Genomic DNA, 16,553 nt, shown 5'->3' on the forward strand with positions numbered 1-16,553 from the left:
CTGCAACTATTTTTTCGCGCAGATCGATTGAATATGCTTTCATAAAAAGATAATATTTTTATTCTTATTAACTGTACCCCATAACAGCAGGAAGTGCTGTAATAGCGGTGCGACAGCTGGAAGATCCAACTTTTCAGAAACGTGTAGCACGTAATTTTCATCTACAACTATCTGATTAGAATAGCCACCATAAGTAATTTTTCCTGTCTGTTTCTCTGGGCTGTTGTAGGTAAAAATAATTTCGTTATCACAGAATTGCTCGAAACCTGCACGGCAATTCGGACAGGTACGGCAAGAATCTACCATACAACCAACCCCAGCTGCGTCGCCTACCTTGAATTTGGAAACTTGATCACCAACCTTAACTACACGGCCTACAATCTCATGTCCAGGCACGACAGGATAAACCGTATTCTGCCATTCGTTACGGGCTGTATGCAAATCTGAGTGACACACACCGCAGTAAATAATCTCGATTTGTACATCGTGTGGGCCTGGCTCTCTTCGCTCAAAATTAAATAAGCCCAGTGGTGTAGTTGCACTGGAGGCTGCATATCCAACGATCTTGCTCATAGACTCAGATCCTTTTTACTTTTACTGTGTTTCGCAGGTCAATAAGTAGTTATGTATTGTCAGGATAGAATGTAACGACGAACGGAATTATTACATAAATAAAAAAAAGAGACAGCTTGCTCTCGGTAGAGTGATAATTAGCTTTTATTGTGTAAGTGTCTGGTTTTACAAATTGCTTGAGATCCAATGGCAATATTTGAGAAGTACTTATGTATTAATTTGATAGAAAATAAGTATGAGCATTTAAAAACAATTTAATATGAAGCGATCGCAAGCGTATATTTATTTAGTACCAATACTCACGGCATTAACAATTAGTAATACTGCGAACTTAGCATTAGCTGGCGGATTTACCTTAAATGAACAAAATGTCAAAAACATGGGCAATGGCTTCGCTGGAAGTGCAGCTAATGTTGATGATGTTAGTGCTATTTTTTCTAATCCTGCTGGGTTGACTCACTTAACAGGCAATTCATTTACTGGATCTACATTTGTAATTTTTCCTACAGTAAGATTTAAAAATCAGGGTTCGACAGTTTTCACCGGTGCGCTGTTGACAGGGGGTAATGGTGGAGAAGCTGGTGTTGATATTGTCGTCCCAAATCTCTACACAGCTTGGAGTCTTTCAGATACGCTGAAAGTCGGTATCGGCGTTAATGTGCCGTTTGGTTTGGCAACTAAATATCACAATGATTGGGTGGGACGTTACCAAGCTGTAGAGTCTAGACTTGCCACAATTAATATAAACCCCACAGTGGCAGCTAAATTATCAGATATAGCGGTTCTCAGTTGGGTGCGGGTTTGAATGTACAGTATGCAGAGGCGACACTTTCTAACGCCATTGACTTTGGTTTAATCGGGCGGAGTGCAGGCTTACCTACTCAACCACAACAAGCAGATGGTTTTGTTAAAGTGACTGGTTCTGATTGGAGTGTAGGTTATAACTTGGGGGTGATGTACGAACCCAGCAAACGCACCCGCATAGGTTTAAGTTATCGTTCTCCAATTACCCAAGACATTCGGGGGAATGCAGACTTCACTGTTCCAACCAGCCTTCAGGTACTTAGATCTACGGGTCAGTTTACAGATACTGGTGCTAAGGCTGTTTTAAATCTTCCTGATACCCTATCACTTGCTGTATACCAAGAATTGAGTCCCCGTGTTTCTGTTGTTGGCGATGTTACTTGGACAAATTGGAGTCGCTTTAAGGAATTACGCGTTGAGTTTGATAACCCTAGACAACCAGATAGTGTACAACCAGAGAACTGGCAAGATACCTATCGTTTTGGAGTTGGTGTAAACTACGCTGTGAACGATAATTTAACATTGCGGACTGGTGTTACCTTCGACCCCAGTCCAATTAAAGACGAATTTGTTACTCCTAGATTACCAGGTGGCGATCGCACTGTGGTAGGGGTTGGTGCTAGTTACCGTCCTTCCAAGTCCTTCAGCTTTGATGTTGCTTATAGCCATGTTTTCTCGGAAGACAGCCCCATCAACCAGTCCAGCACAACCACTGGTACAGTCAAAGGTGAATTTGAAAGTTCAGTTGATGTTGTGGGAGTCCAAGTGAATTGGCAGTTTTAGCCATATACTCAGAACAAGCGATCGCTTTGAATTGTCTCATGAAATTATCAGGCGATCGCTATCTCGAAACTGACTGAGAATAACGAAACCTACTGCTGAGTTTGGATTTTCTCTAATAATTCTTCATCCGAGTAAGTCGAATACCATTCACCTTGTAGCTTCAACCTCACTGACTGTGCGCCGCCGCTTGGTGTACAAACAACCCAATAAGTATCGGGTTCACCTTTGACTTGCGCTGCATCTTGATTTTCTGTGCTGTCAGAAAGTCCGGAAAATGCTTGGACACAATTCCAGGTAGTGCCATCGGCAGATGTAACTTCTCGTTCCATATCTCATTCCTAAAACTAAATTTCCAGTATTTTCTGTTGGGTTAAACACATAGCGATGCCCTTTTCATAATAGGCAGCTTCGTTAATAAAAATGGGATAAACTGTAGATGTGCCTTCATAGGCTATCGCTTTCCCATCAAAAGTTAAAAATATCGGCTCACCAGGGTTAAGTGGCTCGTAATCTCGAAACTGAAGTTGCGGGTGAATCATTGCTTGAATCTCTCCATCTTCATTTCTCGGATAATCTATAACTTCCGTAGATTGATAAAATGTCAGCTTCCTGTTTTTTTGTTCGCTTAAACCTTGATTGTAACTTTCTATATAGTCTAAAACTTGATAAATTAAGGCTTCAGTTTTTTGAAATAACTCAGCATTTAAGACTGCCTGCGCTACAGGCCCTACTTCAATAGCAAAACCCAATTCAGATATAGAACAAAGATAGTTAAAGTTTTTTGTAGGTTGAGAATAACAAACTCTCACTTCGGGATTAATTGCACTTAATTCCGCAGCTAATTGTAATAAGAATGGATGTTGACTTTTTAAAATAATAGTTAACTGCATATTTGCAGTTGAACTATGCAAATCAATAATAACCTGCTGTTGATTTTGACTTTCTTCTTTGAGCAAAGAATAAATATTTTTTGCCAAAACATCTTCATAACTAGCAAGTTGCGGATTTTGTAAGTCTGCCTTGGCAAAGCAACGATTTAAATCTTTATCGATATACCTTCTAGCGGCTGCAAACGCTTTAGGATTACTCAAGAAAACGCGACTATCAAAACTGGAACGTTGAATCAGGTTTGGAAACTGATCAAACTTTTTCCCCAGATATATACCTGTAAATTCATTGCCATGTGTGCCAGTAGCAATTACCACTGAATTGATATTTCCCATAATTTTTAGAGATTGTTTAGAGCTATTACCTTTCGTTGTAATTTAACTAGGAGTTCTTGAAGCTGGTTTTAAGTTTCTTCTAATTGCTGTTGTCGTGCAGGTGCGAATTCTTCTAGTGTGGAATATTGCTTCTTATTTTCGTCATGCCAATAAAACCATTCCTGTGTTATTCCTTAATCAGTTAGGCGATCGCATCAAATACTTAAATCAACTTCTGGTATCCAAATTTTATCGCCAGATTTTAAAACACATTTTCCATTAACTAGGCAATAAACTTCAAAATTTTGGTGCTTACGGCGCAATCTTGTTGGCGCGTAAACTACATAATATAATACTCTAACTAAGCATAATCTAAGTTTTTCTGTTTAACTAACCTGAGTTTGACGTTGTAAGCGTCTTTTTAAACTACATAAACCAATAGCTGGTACAACTCCGAGAATAATTGCTGTAAATCCTTGTTGGCTGCCATACAATATTGCTTCAGGAATAAAATTCTGTACAAAAGATAGTAACCAAACTAACAAACTAATCAATAAGAAAGCAACGGAAGGAACAAAAATCCACCACCAAGCTTTGATGGTATAACGTCGCAGTACTAACCATTGAATCAAACCCAACCAAATGCCTGAAAAAATATAAGCAATTGTTGATAAAAATCCAAAGATAATCACTAACTCAGGAGATAAAGTTTCATTAAGAGAACTGGCAATTGCAGAAATATAATTAATCCAAGCTGTAGCAACACAGTCAGCAGTTAGCCAACCTATGCTAGTAGCAATTGTCCATTGCCAACCAGATAGATAGCGACGTATAACCAGTGCTTGGTCAGCAGCAAAAACTACAGCAAACACAATATTGCTGAGTAATCTAATCCCATAGCTCCATGTTTGCAATTGTAAAGACCCAGGTGCAAAAAGACTTTGTGTGAGAATTCTTTCGATCGCCAGACTAAAAACGCCACCCACCACCCAACCCAAAACTGTCATAAAAGTAAACAATAGAAAAAACCTGCGACGTTGGGAACGTGGTATTAATAATTTCCCTGGTGCGGAATTGCTATTAGTAGCTGCAACATTAGAAGGATTTGGATTATTAGAATCAGTTTGCATATTAAGTTAAGTAAAGCAAGCCTTCTGAAAAAGCGTAATCTCAGAATGATAAGCTAAACATTGACATAACAAAGTGACTTAGGATGAAGTGTTAAATGGGTGTTTCCTCAACGGCTCCTCATCTCCTGCGGGCTGCTCGTGGTGAAATAGTAGATCGTCCCCCCGTATGGATGATGCGACAAGCGGGACGATATATGAAGGCGTACCGAGACTTAAGGGAAAAGTATCCTTCATTTCGCGATCGCTCCGAAATTCCTGAAGTAGCGATTGAAGTATCCCTGCAACCTTGGAAAGCCTTCCAGCCGGACGGAGTGATTTTATTTTCCGACATCGTAACTCCATTGCCTGGTTTAGGCATTGATATGGACATTGCGGAAGGTAAAGGGCCAATCATTCATTCGCCCATTCGCACTCAAGCACAAATTGATAGCCTGCATAATTTAGATCCAGAGGCGGCTCTACCGTTTATTAAACCCATATTGCAGGCGTTGCGCCAAGAAGTGGGCAACAAATCAACAGTATTAGGCTTTGTCGGTGCGCCGTGGACGTTAGCTGCTTATGCAGTCGAAGGAAAAGGTTCTAAAACCTATTCCATCATCAAAAACTTGGCCTTCTCAGACCCGGCAATTTTACACCAACTGCTGACAAAATTGGCAGATGCGATCGCTGTTTACGCCCGTTACCAAATTGACTGCGGCGCGCAAGTAGTGCAAATGTTCGATTCTTGGGCGGGACAATTAAGCCCACAAGATTACGATACCTTTGCCCTACCCTATCAGCAACGAGTATTCCAACAAGTCAAGCAAACCCACCCCGACACCCCGCTAATTCTGTTGGTTAGCGGTAGTGCAGGCGTATTGGAAAGAATGGCTCAATCTGGTGCTGATATTGTCACCGTCGATTGGACTGTAGACATGGCCGATGCTCGCGCCAGATTAGGCAAGCACATGAAAGTGCAAGGTAATCTTGATCCTGGTGTACTCTACGGTTCCAAAGAGTTCATCCGCGATCGCATTTATGATACCGTTCGCAAAGCTGGCAATTGGGGTCATATCCTCAACCTCGGTCATGGTGTACTACCAGATACACCAGAAGAAAACGTCGCTTTCTTCTTTGAAACAGCCAAGCAACTCAGTACCGCAGCACTGGTGAGTTAACTACCTTTGTGTCTTTGTGGTAACAATTTTTTAACCACAAAGACATAATAATTGCATTGCTGACACATCTATTTTTTATGAAAACTTTTACAGCAATCATAGAACGTGATCCCGATACAAATCTATATGTTGGGTACGTTCCTGGTTTTCCTGGGGCGCATTCTCAAGGTGAAACATTGGATGAGTTAAACGAAAATTTGCGTGAAGTAATTGAGATGCTACTGGAAGATGAAAATTTAGCTTTTGATACCGAGTTTGTCGGTACACAGCAAATTGTAATTCGATAAATAATGAGCAACATTCCCGTTCTCAAACCTCAAGAAGTTGTTAGGATTTTGGAAAATCTTGGCTTTGTTGAGGTGCGTCAGAAGGGTTCACATAAACAATTCCGTCATTCGGATGGACGAGGTACAACAGTTCCATTTCATAAAGGTAAAGACATATCACCAAGGTTGCTAAGACAAATTGCTATTGATATTAATTTGACAATTGAGGAAATGTTAGAGGCACGATAAACTCTAATGCGGAACAATTAATCTTATTTTTAAATCTTAAATTAAAAAACTTACTATGAGTCAAAAAAGAATATTAGTCACAGGTGCAAGCGGTTGCATCGGTCACTATATCTCAGAAGCATTAATTCAAAATACAAATTACGAACTATTTTTACTAGTTAGGAACCCCAATAAACTGCAAGTTAATACGCAATATCGTCCAGGTGTCACCGTCTTGCAAGGCGATATGCAGGAAATTAAACGCTTTGCGGATTTGTTATCCACCATTGATATAGCAGTTCTCACAGCAACAGCTTGGGGCGGCGACATTACTTATGATATTAATGTCACAAAAACACTAGAATTGCTCAGTTTGCTAGATCCAGAACGCTGCCAACAGGTAATCTACTTTTCCACAGCTAGTGTGTTAGATAACAAAAATCAACCACTCAAAGAAGCAGGAGAAATTGGAACAGATTATATTGGTTCAAAATATCAATGCTTGCATGAAAAAGAAAAATTAGCGATCGCACCTAAAATTACCACAGTCTTTCCCACCTTAGTGTTAGGCGGTGATGCCAACAAACCCTATTCGCATCTCACCTCTGGTATACCCGAAGTTACAAAATATATTAACTTAATTCGTTTTTTGCAAGCAGACGGTAGTTTTCACTTTATCCACGGAAAAGATATCGCTACCGTGGTGCAATATTTAATCGAACATCCACCCCAAACAGAGGAACAACGCAAATTAGTTTTGGGTCAAGAAAGACTCACCGCCAACCAAGCAATAGAAGAAACCTGCGCTTATCTGGACAAAAAAATTTATTTTCGCATTCCGCTATCCATATCATTAGCCAATTTGATTATTGCCGTGTTCCGCATTCAAATGGCTGCTTGGGATAGATTCTGCATGAACTATCGCCATTTTACATATAAAAATGCCGTCAACCCTGCTAGTTTTGGCTTGCCAAATTATTGTGCAACTATGACTGATGTTTTGAAAATTAGTGGGGTGCCGAGAAAAAAATAGAGCGAATCAGGTTATTGGGTAAAATGAAGCCAGTTGAGGAATCAAAAGGTTTACCTGATTCACAAGCATTCCCCCACTACAGGTATAGTTCTCCAGTCATATTCGCATTGCTTCGCCCAGTTTCCCAGCCTGTTGGCGAATTCAGGATTAACTATCCTTTTGCGGTTCTTTCCAGTCGCCAATCTCGGTTAGCGGCGGCTAATGCGGCAAACTGTTCCTGGGTGACATACAATGCGATCTCCTTGGGTAACTCAATCGATAAGGTTTCTGAGTTAGCAGGTATCTTTACCATCTTGACCTCTTGCTTACATCATCAAGAATCGCGGGTCATCCTATTTTTTCAATCAGGCACACAATATTTTCTAGTTAATAATTGCACAGTCAAAACCATTAACGGTAAGCTAAAGCCAACATAGTAAAAAGTCAATAAGTAATTATTTTCGTTAGAGTGAGATAACAATCAAAGTGTGAGGATTGCTACTACATGAGAGTTTTATTAGTTTATCCAATCTTCCCTAAAACCTTTTGGTCTTATGAAAAGATTCTTGATTTAGTCGATCGCAAAGTTTTATTACCACCTTTGGGTTTAGTCACAGTAGCAGCCATTCTGCCCCAAGAATGGGAATTTAAACTGGTTGATCGCAACATTCGCCCAGCCACAGAAGCAGAATGGGAATGGGCAGATGTAGTTATTTTCTCTGCAATGATTGTCCAGAAGCAAGACTTACTCGAACAGATTCAAGAAGCAAAACGTCGCGGTAAGTTAGTTGCAGTTGGTGGCCCTTACCCCACTTCCACACCCCATGATGTTCAGAATGTTGGTGCAGATTTCCTCATTTTGGATGAAGGCGAAATCACCTTACCGATGTTTGTGGAAGCAATTCAAAGGGGTGAAAAATCTGGAACGTTCCGCACCGCAGAAAAACCCGATGTCACAAGCACACCTGTACCCCGCTTTGAGTTATTAGAATTAAATGCCTACGATATGATGTCGGTGCAATTTTCGCGCGGTTGTCCTTTCCAATGCGAATTTTGCGACATTATTGTTCTCTATGGACGCAAACCACGTACTAAAACCCCAGCCCAATTGTTAGCAGAGTTGGATTATCTCTATGAATTAGGTTGGCGGAGGGGTGTGTTCATGGTGGATGACAACTTTATCGGTAACAAGCGGAATGTAAAATTGTTGCTGAAAGAGTTAAAAGTCTGGATGGAAGAACACCAGTATCCTTTCCGGTTTGACACGGAAGCTTCGGTTGATTTGGCACAAGACCAAGAATTGCTGGATTTGATGGTTGACTGTGGGTTTTCAGCAGTATTTCTGGGAATTGAAACACCAGATGAAGATAGCTTGCAATTAACCAAGAAGTTTCAAAATACCCGTAGTTCTTTGATAGATGCAGTGCAAACCATTATCAAAGCTGGGTTGCGGCCAATGGCTGGGTTTATTATCGGGTTTGATGGCGAAAAAGCAGGCGCAGGCGATCGCATCGTCCGTTTTGCGGAACAAGCAGGGATTCCCTCAACTACTTTCGCCATGTTACAAGCACTACCAAATACAGCCCTGTGGCATCGCCTGAAAAAAGAAGGTAGATTGCGGGAAAATCAAGACGGTAATATCAACCAAACCACGTTGATGAACTTCATTCCTACCCGTCCTTTAGAAGAACTGGCTAGGGAATATGTTGAGGCTTTTTGTGCTTTATACGACCCAGTACAATATTTAGATCGCACCTATCGCTGCTTTTTAATGATGGGTACACCAAAATGGAAAGCACCCTTCAAAATGCCAGAGTGGGTAGTAGTAAAAGCACTGCTAATTGTAATTTGGCGACAAGGCATTAAACGCGAAACCCGTTGGAAATTCTGGCATCACTTGTTCAGCATCATCAAGCGTAACCCTGGCGTTGTTGAACATTACATTGCTGTTTGCGCCCATAACGAGCATTTTCTAGAATATCGCCAAATTGTTCGTGATGAAATTGAAAGCCAACTAGCTACATATTTGGCGCAAGGTGCTGAAAAACCTTATGTCCCAGTAGTGGCAGAAAAAGCAGAGGCGATCGCTAGTTAATCTTAACAGTTATCAGTCAGCAGTTATCAGTGAACAGTGATCTATTTATTCATAGATTAGAGTTCCCTATAAGATGGTGGTAGGCGTTGGAGCGATACAACACCATAAGCCTTGATAACTGATAACTGATAACTGTTTACTGCTATATCCTATGACATCCACTGCATCAGAAAAAGTCCGTTGGACAACTGCTGACTTAGAGTTATTTCCTGACGACGGCAAGCGTTATGAGATAATCGACTGAGAATTGTTTGTGACCAGAGCGCCTCATTGGAAACATCAAAAAGTTGGTGATAATGTTTGTACGCAGCTAAAACTTTGGTCTAGCGAAACAGAGTTAGGCGATGCTGCTACTGGTGTGGGAATTATTTTCAGCGATGCTGATAATGTAATTCCTGATGTAGTTTGGGTAAGTAATGAACGTTTATCAGAAATATTAGATGAAGCGGGACATTTAACAGGTGCGCCAGAGTTAATTATAGAAGTGCTTTCTCCTGGCGAAGTGCAGGAAAAACGAGATAAGCAGTTAAAGCTAAAACTATACTCAGTTCAGGGCGTGCGGGAATACTGGATTTTTGACCGGGTAAGAGAAACAGTTGAAATTTACCGTCGGGAAAATGGCGTTTTAAAATTAGCGGCGACTTTGTATAAAGAAGATAATTTAACTAGTCCACATCACGAATGTTATGTTCAGGGCGGGTCAACTAACAATATTATGGAATAAACAGCCGACCGACACCCTTGTAATTATCAATGTCTAAAACTATCTCAATGATACGTTCAACACAACGTTCTCGATAATCTGCTTCATCAAGGCGATCAAGACTTCCAATAGTTAATACAGGGAATGAATGTGCTGTATTTTCCTGACGTATAATCTGTTCAAGTGAATCCTCACCTTTCATATTTCGATTAGCTGTGAGTATCATCATCTGATTTTCTTGAGCATAACGCCAAACGACTCGATCGCTACTTTCCATCGATAGCCCAACCTCTCTAAACGTGACAAACCGGATGGACACGAGTTCAAACCAGCCAGTTTTTGTCAAGATACCAAGAAAAACGAGGGCGTAGCCATCTAGATTGTAGTCAACTAAAAAATTCATGTTTTTCAGCGTTGCGTCTTGCTTTTTGCTCCTCAAGTTTTGCCCAAAGAGTTTCTTGTCCTGGCTTGTGGGGCATTGCTGCAATTCGCGCATAGTGTTCGCGGTTACGCTCTTCCCAATACTGGCGAATTTCTTCTCTGTTTTGGAGAACTTCTTGATATTCAGCTTCTATCTGAGTTTTGTTTGTCTCAATATAAGACAATGCTGCGTTAATTTGTCCGTCAGTTAGGTTAAATTTATCACGAATTAGTTTAGATGGATACTGAGCTTTGAGGAGATCCATAACATCATAAAGGCTGGTGCGTGTGCCTGCAATCGTCAGTCCACGCTCAGTGCGAATAATCAAGGTTTGCTTATTAGATGTTGGAGTCATACATATACCCCCTAGAATCTAGCTTTATGTTACCTCATGTTTAAACCCGGATTTCTTACCATAATTCTCAAACCCTGGCAGATTATGAGAAATATGATCAGAAATCCGGGTCAATATCCTCGCTATTTAATTAACGATAATCTGGAGTTTGAATATTCCGCAGACGGGCAGCATCACGCATACCATAATCAGCACGAGTGAAGCGATTTAATTGTTGTTCAAAAAACTCACGATTGGCTTGCAAATGTTTAGGATTCGGGTCATCTAACGGATATAAAAGTGCAGTTCTCAATGCTTGAATTACCGCAGAAGTAACGTTATACATTGAGCGTTGGAAACTAACACCCAACTGAATCAACATATCATCTTCACCACGGCAATGTTGTTTGTAGTAATCAACAAGATATTGTGGTAAGAAGTGCAACATATCTTGCATTAATAATGTTGGTGGAATACCAGCTGTTCCCACAGGAAAGACATCGGCGTAGAGAATGCCGTAGTGGAAATCTTTTTGGTCATCTGGTACTTGTCCTGCTTGGGCGTTGTATGATTTTGTACCTCTAAATGGGGCAGTACGATAGAAGACAGCTTCGACGTAGGGTAACGCTGCTTCGTACAGCCAAGTGAAGCCTTTTGATTTGGGGATAATTTCGTAGCATTCGCCACGGATATAAACATGATGGTAAATCGGACGACCTGCGATCGCAAATATTCCATTCACCAAAAAGTTCATCGCATCAGGTACGCCCTTAAACCCGCCTTCATCGTAGATGTCGGACATTTCAAAGAACACCGGGGCCATGACTTCCCAGAATAAGCCGAGGTTAGAGTAGTACGACATCTGGCGGCACTGTTCCAAAAACATATCAGGGAACAGTTTGTACAGTCCTAGCATTACGGGGTTGCCTTGGAAGAATGCTTTAATTGCCCTGTCAGCGTTGGCTTTGTATTCTTCCGAGTCGAGATATGCGTCAAATTGATTAACTGGCGCATACATATGCCGATGCCAAAGCATTGCCCGCATACAAGCTTCCGCAAATTCCATATTTATGCGATCGTGGGATAAGTGATGCAATAACTTTGGCATTTTGAAGGTTTCACCTTTTTCCATAAATGCCAAAAGTTCAGGATGGGCTGTTGCTTCACCGCGCCAAATTCTTAAATCAGCAGTATCGCCAGCATAATGATTATGAAGGTCTAAATACTCTTGAGGTAAGAAGTATTTAAAAAAAGCAAATGGCTCTAAAAATACTTGTTCAGCTATATATAATAAGTCACGCCAGTAAAAATCCATCGGTACAGCATAAGCTTTATAAATACCGATAATTTGCATCAAGTTTTCTGGCGTGTCTGGTAACATTGAACCGCCAGCTTCTAAACGATGAATTACTTCGGCAAATTCATGGCAAGAAGGTGGAAGTTTAGTAGTAACAGTTTTTTCTGGAGTCTGTACCATGTTATTTCCTGGATGTTAAATGTATTTTTAGACAGTAGAAATATTGGTTGTTTGTAATTGCTGACGTATCTTTAAAGCATGAAAAATACTCAAAACATCATGTGTCCAAACTGGCAATATTAATGTCATTGCAATTTCTTCCACACTGTAGATAGTTCCAGCAGTACAAGTTAGCCATAAAGTTATGCCAGCGTAATTAAATCCGAACAGTGCCACAATGGCAATAAATAATGTAATTCCCCAAAATTTGGCTGAATAAGTGTGATAGCTTGCGGGTTTGCCATACTTGATTAAATTAACTATCCACCACACGATTTGAGCAAAAATTACCATCAACAAAGGTAGTTTGTAAGCTATCAAAATATCCCGATATCCCAGCCAAGCACTGAAAAATATGCAACTGAAAAGGCAGGTATCAGCCCAGCTATCAGCTTGTCGCAATTTAGCATTGCTAACACCAAGTCGCCGGGCAATAATGCCATCAAAAATGTCGGAAAGAAAAGCAGCAGTAAAACCTACTAAAAACCAAATACTCGTATCACCATCCCAAGCATCCCACAGGAGGAAGGGCGCTATTAAAAAGCGAAATAGTACAAGACCACTGGGAATTAAGGTGAGATTCATATTTTCTCCTGTATCGGTTGCGTAAATCTATTGTTACTATTTCAACGCAACTTCAGGAATTACGGTTTTTTCCGCTGGGATAATTGCCGCTACCATTGCTGTGGTAGTAGGTTCACTCCAACGCACTAACCAAGTAGGTTGGACTCCTAAAAAGATGATTAAGCTTGCCAAAATGAGTGCTGGAACTTTCTCAGACCACAATACCTTGGGATAGTAGGCTAAATCATTGTCGAGTCTGCCAAAACAAGTGCGGTTCAGCAGGATAACGAAGTACACCGCAGTCAAGCCACTAGCGACGACACATAATATTGTCGGGATGGGGAAGACTGAAAAACTACCTTGAAAGACGATAAATTCAGCGATAAATCCTGTTAAACCGGGAATACCAGCACTAGCCATACCACTTAATACAAGTAAGGCACTAATTAAAGGTATGCCACGAATCGGACTCATTAAACCGTTGAGTTTATCTAACTCTCTTGTGCCGGCTTTGGCTTCAACAACTCCTACCAAATGGAAGAGAATGGCAAGGATGATGCCGTGGCTAAACATTTGGGAAACTGCACCGACTAGTGCAAGGGTGGTACTAGCAGCACTGGCAAGCAACACATAGCCCATGTGACCGATGGAACTGTATGCTACCATGCGCTTGATATCGTTTTGCGCGATCGCCACCACTGCCCCATAAATTGCACTAATTGCGCCCCAAATGGCCAAGGTTGGTGCCACAATACTCCAAGCGTTAGGGAACATTCCCATACCAAACCGTAATAGTCCGTAGGTTCCCAGCTTGGCTAACACACCACCTAACAGAATAGCGATAGGTGCAGAAGCTTCAACGTAAGCATCAGGTAGCCATGTATGGAAGGGAACTAAAGGAATTTTGATACCAAAACCCAGGATGATTCCGGCTAGCAACAGCAGTTGCAGTCCAGCCGAGAGGGTTTGAGTAGAGACAGCATCAAAGGCGAAGCTTGTGGAACCTGTCAGCCACACCATACCCAAGAAGGTGGCTAAAATTAATGCGCCGGAAACAGCAGTGTAAATTAAAAACTTAATTCCTGCATAAGCCCGTTTTTCGCCGCCCCAAATCGAAATTAACAAATAGAAGGGGATTAATTCCAATTCGTAGAACAGGAAAAACAGGAGTAAATTTTCTGCCAGGAATGCCCCAGCAACGCCACCACTAACTAATAAAATCAGTGAATAAAATAGCCGTGGGCGTTCAGTGTTTTGACTACTGCTGTAAATAGCAATCCAAGTGAGGAGGCTATTTAAAACCAACATTAATATTGATAGCCCATCTACTCCTAGTTGATAGCTTAAACCTAGGGTTTCATTCCAAGGTAAATATTCTTGAAACTGCATCCCAGGAGTGCTGAGGTCAAATTTCAACAGGATGAATAGATTCCACAACAGGACTAAACCAGATATGGTGAGGGCTACCAAGCGCACGCGATTCGGGGGAATGGAATTACTAGGCCAAAACCCAATAATTAAAGCAGCGATGATTGGTGTCCAGATTAAAACACTCAGCATGGTAGTTTAGGGATTTATAACCACAGATGATTAGCAGAGAGCCAGAAGAGAAACAAGAATTTACAAATGACTATTAGACCTCTTGCATAAATATTTTTTTGTCTCACGCATAGACGCGGTAGCGGCTACTCTTAGACAACGCCTAACGGCGAACCCGCAGGGTAGGCGCAAAGGCGCAAAGAAAATAGTGCAAGTAACGACTTTTGCAAGAGGTCTATTGACTCTTAATTATGGAGCATTAAGTCTTGAGCATTGAGCATTAATCATTGATCATCGACCATTGACCGTTGACTTAAAACATCAACTCTAAAAACTGTATGCCCCAGTATGGCCATGTAACCCACATTCCTAAAAGACCTACGCCTAAGAGGACGGTGAAAGCATAAGTTTGAGTTTGACCAGAGGTGCTGTATTTCAAACCTTCTCCACCCAGTAAGGAGAACAACCCAACGAAGTTAACAATGCCATCAACTACGAAGCGGTCAATCATATCAGCGAATTTAGCAAGTTGGGCAACGCTGAAAATGATGGTCATACGATAGAGTTTTGGAGTGTAAAAGTCGTAAGCCAACAAATCTTGCAAACCTTTCCAAGGTAGGCGAACTGGTTTGGGAATATTGCCAAGATAAATTACGCCACCGACGCTACAACCAAAAATACTCGACCAAATTAGTAAGAGTGCGACATCTTTATTCAGGGTTGCCCAGTTAGGTAAGAGTGATAAGCTTTGCAACACTAAAGGCAGATGTAGGACAAATCCGAATAAAATTACCATTGGCAGTACCATTGGCCAGTGAACTTCAGGCGATCGCTCACTCATTTGCTTAGGTTTACCACCAAAAATCAAGCCAAATTCTCTAGATAAACTAACGGCTGTTAAAGCATTAACTGCTATAACTATCCCAACTAGCCAAGGCTGAGTATCCCATAACCCATCAGCTAATTCCATCAATGCCCAAAAGCTACCTAAAGGTGGGAACCCAATCAATCCTAATGTCCCAACAATAAAAGCTAAACCAGAAATGGGACGGCGTGACCAAAGTCCGCCTAGTTGAGTGACATCTTGGCTGATGCTGTTCCAGATAACGCCGCCTGTACTCATCACCAACAGTGCAGCAGATAAAGCATGAGTAAGTACTAGTAACAGTGCTGCATCATCTTGCCGTGTGCCTACAGCAATAAACACCAAACCCAGGTAAGCACTAACAGAATAAGATTGGCAGCGTTTAACGTCAATTTGGGCGATCGCAATTAAAGAAGCACCAAGTGCTGTAAATGCACCTATCGCTACCATTGCGGCAGAAACTACAGGCGACAGAGTTAACACAGGTTGCAGTTTTATCAGCACCCATGCGCCACTCGCAACTACTACCGAGTTCCGCAAAATGGTACTGGGAACTGGGCCTTCCATTGCTTCATCCAACCACAAATGTAGAGGGAATTGGGCGCATTTACCCATCGGCCCGGCAATTAAGGCTAAACCAACTAAGGTAATTACTGTAGGATCAACTTCGGCAGTTTTTGCCCATACAGCTAGTTCGTTGTAATCCCATGTTCCTGCTAGAGGCCACAAACCTAAGACCCCAATCAACAAAAACAAGTCTCCTACACGTTTAGTTAAGAAAGCATCTCTCGCCCCACTAACCACCAACGGCTGACTAAACCATAAGCCAACTAGCAGGTAGGTTCCTAAAGTGAGGATTTCGAGAATTACATAACTAAAGAACAAATTATTACATAGAGCTAAGGCACACAATCCCGCTTCAAATAAACCTAATAAAGAATAGAAGCGACCCCAACCCCAATCCATTTCCATGTAGCCAATGGCATAAATTTGCGCTAGCAAATTTAACCCCGCAATTACTACCATTGCGCCTACACTAATTGACGAAATTTCTATGGCAATGGTCAGGTCTAAACCTGCTGTTGATAGCCAATGAATAAATACTTCTTGGGGTGGATGATTCCAAGTTGCTTGTAAGGCGATCGCGCTATGGAGAAACGCCAAAAAGGTCATCACTAAATTTACATAACCAGCGGGTCTTGGCCCGGTCTTACGAATGATCCCTGGCGACCAAGGTACGGCTAATAATCCGCCAATTAAGGCATATAAAGGAACTAGCCAAACAGTCTCTAGGAGAAACTGAGCCATGAAATTACCTCTAGATTAAAACAAAACTTAGGTGTACTAAATCAAATCGCTTT

Annotated in this window: 19 protein-coding genes and 1 pseudogene; 9 read left to right on the top strand and 11 right to left on the bottom strand. The window is 41.3% G+C overall.

Annotation, left to right across the window (positions count from 1 at the left end; all coding sequences use genetic code 11):
- Positions 1–39 precede the first annotated feature (39 nt).
- On the bottom strand, positions 40–573 hold the full coding sequence (locus tag H6G76_RS25535; protein WP_199337533.1) for an alcohol dehydrogenase catalytic domain-containing protein: 534 nt from the start codon (positions 571–573) through the stop codon (positions 40–42).
- Between the two features lie 259 nt (positions 574–832).
- On the opposite strand from H6G76_RS25535, the gene H6G76_RS37825 reads away from it, so the two are divergent.
- Together H6G76_RS37825 and H6G76_RS25540 are read left to right on the top strand one after the other, a co-directional pair.
- Positions 833–1,378 (top strand): OmpP1/FadL family transporter, encoded by a 546-nt coding sequence (locus H6G76_RS37825; protein ID WP_277883128.1) that lies wholly within the window; start codon positions 833–835, stop codon positions 1,376–1,378.
- Positions 1,375–2,160: an OmpP1/FadL family transporter gene (locus tag H6G76_RS25540; protein ID WP_277883129.1), complete on the top strand. Its 786-nt coding sequence runs from the start codon at positions 1,375–1,377 to the stop codon at positions 2,158–2,160. Before H6G76_RS37825 ends, H6G76_RS25540 begins: the two co-directional genes overlap by 4 nt.
- 89 nt (positions 2,161–2,249) lie before the next feature.
- Here H6G76_RS25540 and H6G76_RS25545 read toward each other — a convergent pair whose 3' ends face one another.
- The gene (locus H6G76_RS25545) at positions 2,250–2,489 is read right to left on the bottom strand and encodes a hypothetical protein (protein ID WP_190707382.1); all 240 of its coding nucleotides are present in this window, start codon (positions 2,487–2,489) and stop codon (positions 2,250–2,252) included.
- Between the two features lie 15 nt (positions 2,490–2,504).
- Positions 2,505–3,383: an aspartoacylase gene (locus H6G76_RS25550; RefSeq protein WP_190707384.1), complete on the bottom strand. Its 879-nt coding sequence runs from the start codon at positions 3,381–3,383 to the stop codon at positions 2,505–2,507.
- A 100-nt stretch (positions 3,384–3,483) separates the two neighbouring features.
- On the opposite strand from H6G76_RS25550, the gene H6G76_RS25555 reads away from it, so the two are divergent.
- Positions 3,484–3,645, top strand: a complete 162-nt coding sequence (locus H6G76_RS25555; RefSeq protein ID WP_190707386.1) for a hypothetical protein — start codon at positions 3,484–3,486, stop codon at positions 3,643–3,645.
- 103 nt (positions 3,646–3,748) lie between these two features.
- Here H6G76_RS25555 and H6G76_RS25560 read toward each other — a convergent pair whose 3' ends face one another.
- Positions 3,749–4,492, bottom strand: coding sequence for a hypothetical protein (locus H6G76_RS25560; protein ID WP_190707389.1), 744 nt, complete (start codon positions 4,490–4,492; stop codon positions 3,749–3,751).
- A 95-nt stretch (positions 4,493–4,587) separates the two neighbouring features.
- On the opposite strand from H6G76_RS25560, the gene hemE reads away from it, so the two are divergent.
- From hemE to H6G76_RS25580, 4 genes are all read left to right on the top strand, one after another.
- Positions 4,588–5,649, top strand: coding sequence for a uroporphyrinogen decarboxylase (hemE, locus tag H6G76_RS25565; protein WP_190707392.1), 1,062 nt, complete (start codon positions 4,588–4,590; stop codon positions 5,647–5,649).
- A gap of 77 nt (positions 5,650–5,726) precedes the next feature.
- Positions 5,727–5,936 carry a type II toxin-antitoxin system HicB family antitoxin gene (locus tag H6G76_RS25570; RefSeq protein WP_190707395.1) on the top strand — a complete coding sequence of 70 codons (210 nt, stop codon included), beginning with the start codon at positions 5,727–5,729 and terminating at the stop codon, positions 5,934–5,936.
- Between the two features lie 3 nt (positions 5,937–5,939).
- A complete protein-coding gene (locus H6G76_RS25575) occupies positions 5,940–6,164 on the top strand; it encodes a type II toxin-antitoxin system HicA family toxin (RefSeq protein WP_190707397.1) in 225 nt (74 codons plus the stop codon).
- Between the two features lie 55 nt (positions 6,165–6,219).
- Entirely contained in the window at positions 6,220–7,176 is a 957-nt protein-coding gene (locus tag H6G76_RS25580; RefSeq protein WP_190707400.1) for an NAD(P)-dependent oxidoreductase, read from the top strand.
- A gap of 151 nt (positions 7,177–7,327) precedes the next feature.
- On the opposite strand, the gene H6G76_RS36690 is transcribed toward H6G76_RS25580, so the two are convergent.
- Complete coding sequence (locus H6G76_RS36690; RefSeq protein WP_199337534.1) at positions 7,328–7,468, bottom strand: hypothetical protein; 141 nt, start codon at positions 7,466–7,468, stop codon at positions 7,328–7,330.
- A 192-nt stretch (positions 7,469–7,660) separates the two neighbouring features.
- Between H6G76_RS36690 and H6G76_RS25590 the strand changes: the two genes are divergently transcribed.
- Together H6G76_RS25590 and H6G76_RS25595 are read left to right on the top strand one after the other, a co-directional pair.
- Positions 7,661–9,250, top strand: a complete 1,590-nt coding sequence (locus H6G76_RS25590; RefSeq protein WP_190707402.1) for a B12-binding domain-containing radical SAM protein — start codon at positions 7,661–7,663, stop codon at positions 9,248–9,250.
- A 151-nt stretch (positions 9,251–9,401) separates the two neighbouring features.
- Positions 9,402–9,974 (top strand): annotated as a pseudogene (locus H6G76_RS25595) (Uma2 family endonuclease).
- On the opposite strand, the gene H6G76_RS25600 reads toward H6G76_RS25595, so the two are convergent.
- From H6G76_RS25600 to H6G76_RS25625, 6 genes are all read right to left on the bottom strand, one after another.
- Entirely contained in the window at positions 9,964–10,356 is a 393-nt protein-coding gene (locus H6G76_RS25600) for a DUF5615 family PIN-like protein (protein ID WP_190707404.1), read from the bottom strand. The pseudogene H6G76_RS25595 and the gene H6G76_RS25600 overlap by 11 nt on opposite strands.
- Positions 10,340–10,729: a DUF433 domain-containing protein gene (locus H6G76_RS25605; protein ID WP_190707407.1), complete on the bottom strand. Its 390-nt coding sequence runs from the start codon at positions 10,727–10,729 to the stop codon at positions 10,340–10,342. Before H6G76_RS25605 ends, H6G76_RS25600 begins: the two co-directional genes overlap by 17 nt.
- Positions 10,730–10,859: 130 nt before the next feature.
- Positions 10,860–12,185 carry a CO2 hydration protein gene (locus tag H6G76_RS25610; protein ID WP_190707410.1) on the bottom strand — a complete coding sequence of 442 codons (1,326 nt, stop codon included), beginning with the start codon at positions 12,183–12,185 and terminating at the stop codon, positions 10,860–10,862.
- A gap of 27 nt (positions 12,186–12,212) precedes the next feature.
- Positions 12,213–12,809 (bottom strand): CDP-alcohol phosphatidyltransferase family protein, encoded by a 597-nt coding sequence (locus H6G76_RS25615; protein WP_190707413.1) that lies wholly within the window; start codon positions 12,807–12,809, stop codon positions 12,213–12,215.
- A 36-nt stretch (positions 12,810–12,845) separates the two neighbouring features.
- Complete coding sequence (locus tag H6G76_RS25620) at positions 12,846–14,348, bottom strand: NADH-quinone oxidoreductase subunit M (RefSeq protein WP_190707415.1); 1,503 nt, start codon at positions 14,346–14,348, stop codon at positions 12,846–12,848.
- A 292-nt stretch (positions 14,349–14,640) separates the two neighbouring features.
- The gene (locus H6G76_RS25625) at positions 14,641–16,500 is read right to left on the bottom strand and encodes an NAD(P)H-quinone oxidoreductase subunit F (RefSeq protein ID WP_190707418.1); all 1,860 of its coding nucleotides are present in this window, start codon (positions 16,498–16,500) and stop codon (positions 14,641–14,643) included.
- Positions 16,501–16,553 lie beyond the last annotated feature (53 nt).

It is taken from the genome of Nostoc sp. FACHB-152 (assembly GCF_014697475.1).
In the GTDB taxonomy this organism is placed as follows: domain Bacteria; phylum Cyanobacteriota; class Cyanobacteriia; order Cyanobacteriales; family Nostocaceae; genus Nostoc_B.

Excerpts from the sequence above, each read along its gene's own strand:
- H6G76_RS25550 (WP_190707384.1), bottom strand. The coding sequence starts at position 3,383 with ATGGGAAATATCAATTCAGTGGTAATTGCTACTGGCACACATGGCAAT.
- H6G76_RS25535 (WP_199337533.1), bottom strand. The coding sequence starts at position 573 with ATGAGCAAGATCGTTGGATATGCAGCCTCCAGTGCAACTACACCACTG.
- H6G76_RS25625 (WP_190707418.1), bottom strand. The coding sequence starts at position 16,500 with ATGGCTCAGTTTCTCCTAGAGACTGTTTGGCTAGTTCCTTTATATGCC.
- H6G76_RS25605 (WP_190707407.1), bottom strand. The coding sequence starts at position 10,729 with ATGACTCCAACATCTAATAAGCAAACCTTGATTATTCGCACTGAGCGT.
- hemE (WP_190707392.1), top strand. The coding sequence starts at position 4,588 with ATGGGTGTTTCCTCAACGGCTCCTCATCTCCTGCGGGCTGCTCGTGGT.
- H6G76_RS25580 (WP_190707400.1), top strand. The coding sequence starts at position 6,220 with ATGAGTCAAAAAAGAATATTAGTCACAGGTGCAAGCGGTTGCATCGGT.
- H6G76_RS25570 (WP_190707395.1), top strand. The coding sequence starts at position 5,727 with ATGAAAACTTTTACAGCAATCATAGAACGTGATCCCGATACAAATCTA.
- H6G76_RS37825 (WP_277883128.1), top strand. The coding sequence starts at position 833 with ATGAAGCGATCGCAAGCGTATATTTATTTAGTACCAATACTCACGGCA.
- H6G76_RS25575 (WP_190707397.1), top strand. The coding sequence starts at position 5,940 with ATGAGCAACATTCCCGTTCTCAAACCTCAAGAAGTTGTTAGGATTTTG.
- H6G76_RS25620 (WP_190707415.1), bottom strand. The coding sequence starts at position 14,348 with ATGCTGAGTGTTTTAATCTGGACACCAATCATCGCTGCTTTAATTATT.
- H6G76_RS25560 (WP_190707389.1), bottom strand. The coding sequence starts at position 4,492 with ATGCAAACTGATTCTAATAATCCAAATCCTTCTAATGTTGCAGCTACT.
- H6G76_RS36690 (WP_199337534.1), bottom strand. The coding sequence starts at position 7,468 with ATGGTAAAGATACCTGCTAACTCAGAAACCTTATCGATTGAGTTACCC.
- H6G76_RS25615 (WP_190707413.1), bottom strand. The coding sequence starts at position 12,809 with ATGAATCTCACCTTAATTCCCAGTGGTCTTGTACTATTTCGCTTTTTA.
- H6G76_RS25545 (WP_190707382.1), bottom strand. The coding sequence starts at position 2,489 with ATGGAACGAGAAGTTACATCTGCCGATGGCACTACCTGGAATTGTGTC.
- H6G76_RS25610 (WP_190707410.1), bottom strand. The coding sequence starts at position 12,185 with ATGGTACAGACTCCAGAAAAAACTGTTACTACTAAACTTCCACCTTCT.
- H6G76_RS25590 (WP_190707402.1), top strand. The coding sequence starts at position 7,661 with ATGAGAGTTTTATTAGTTTATCCAATCTTCCCTAAAACCTTTTGGTCT.
- H6G76_RS25600 (WP_190707404.1), bottom strand. The coding sequence starts at position 10,356 with ATGAATTTTTTAGTTGACTACAATCTAGATGGCTACGCCCTCGTTTTT.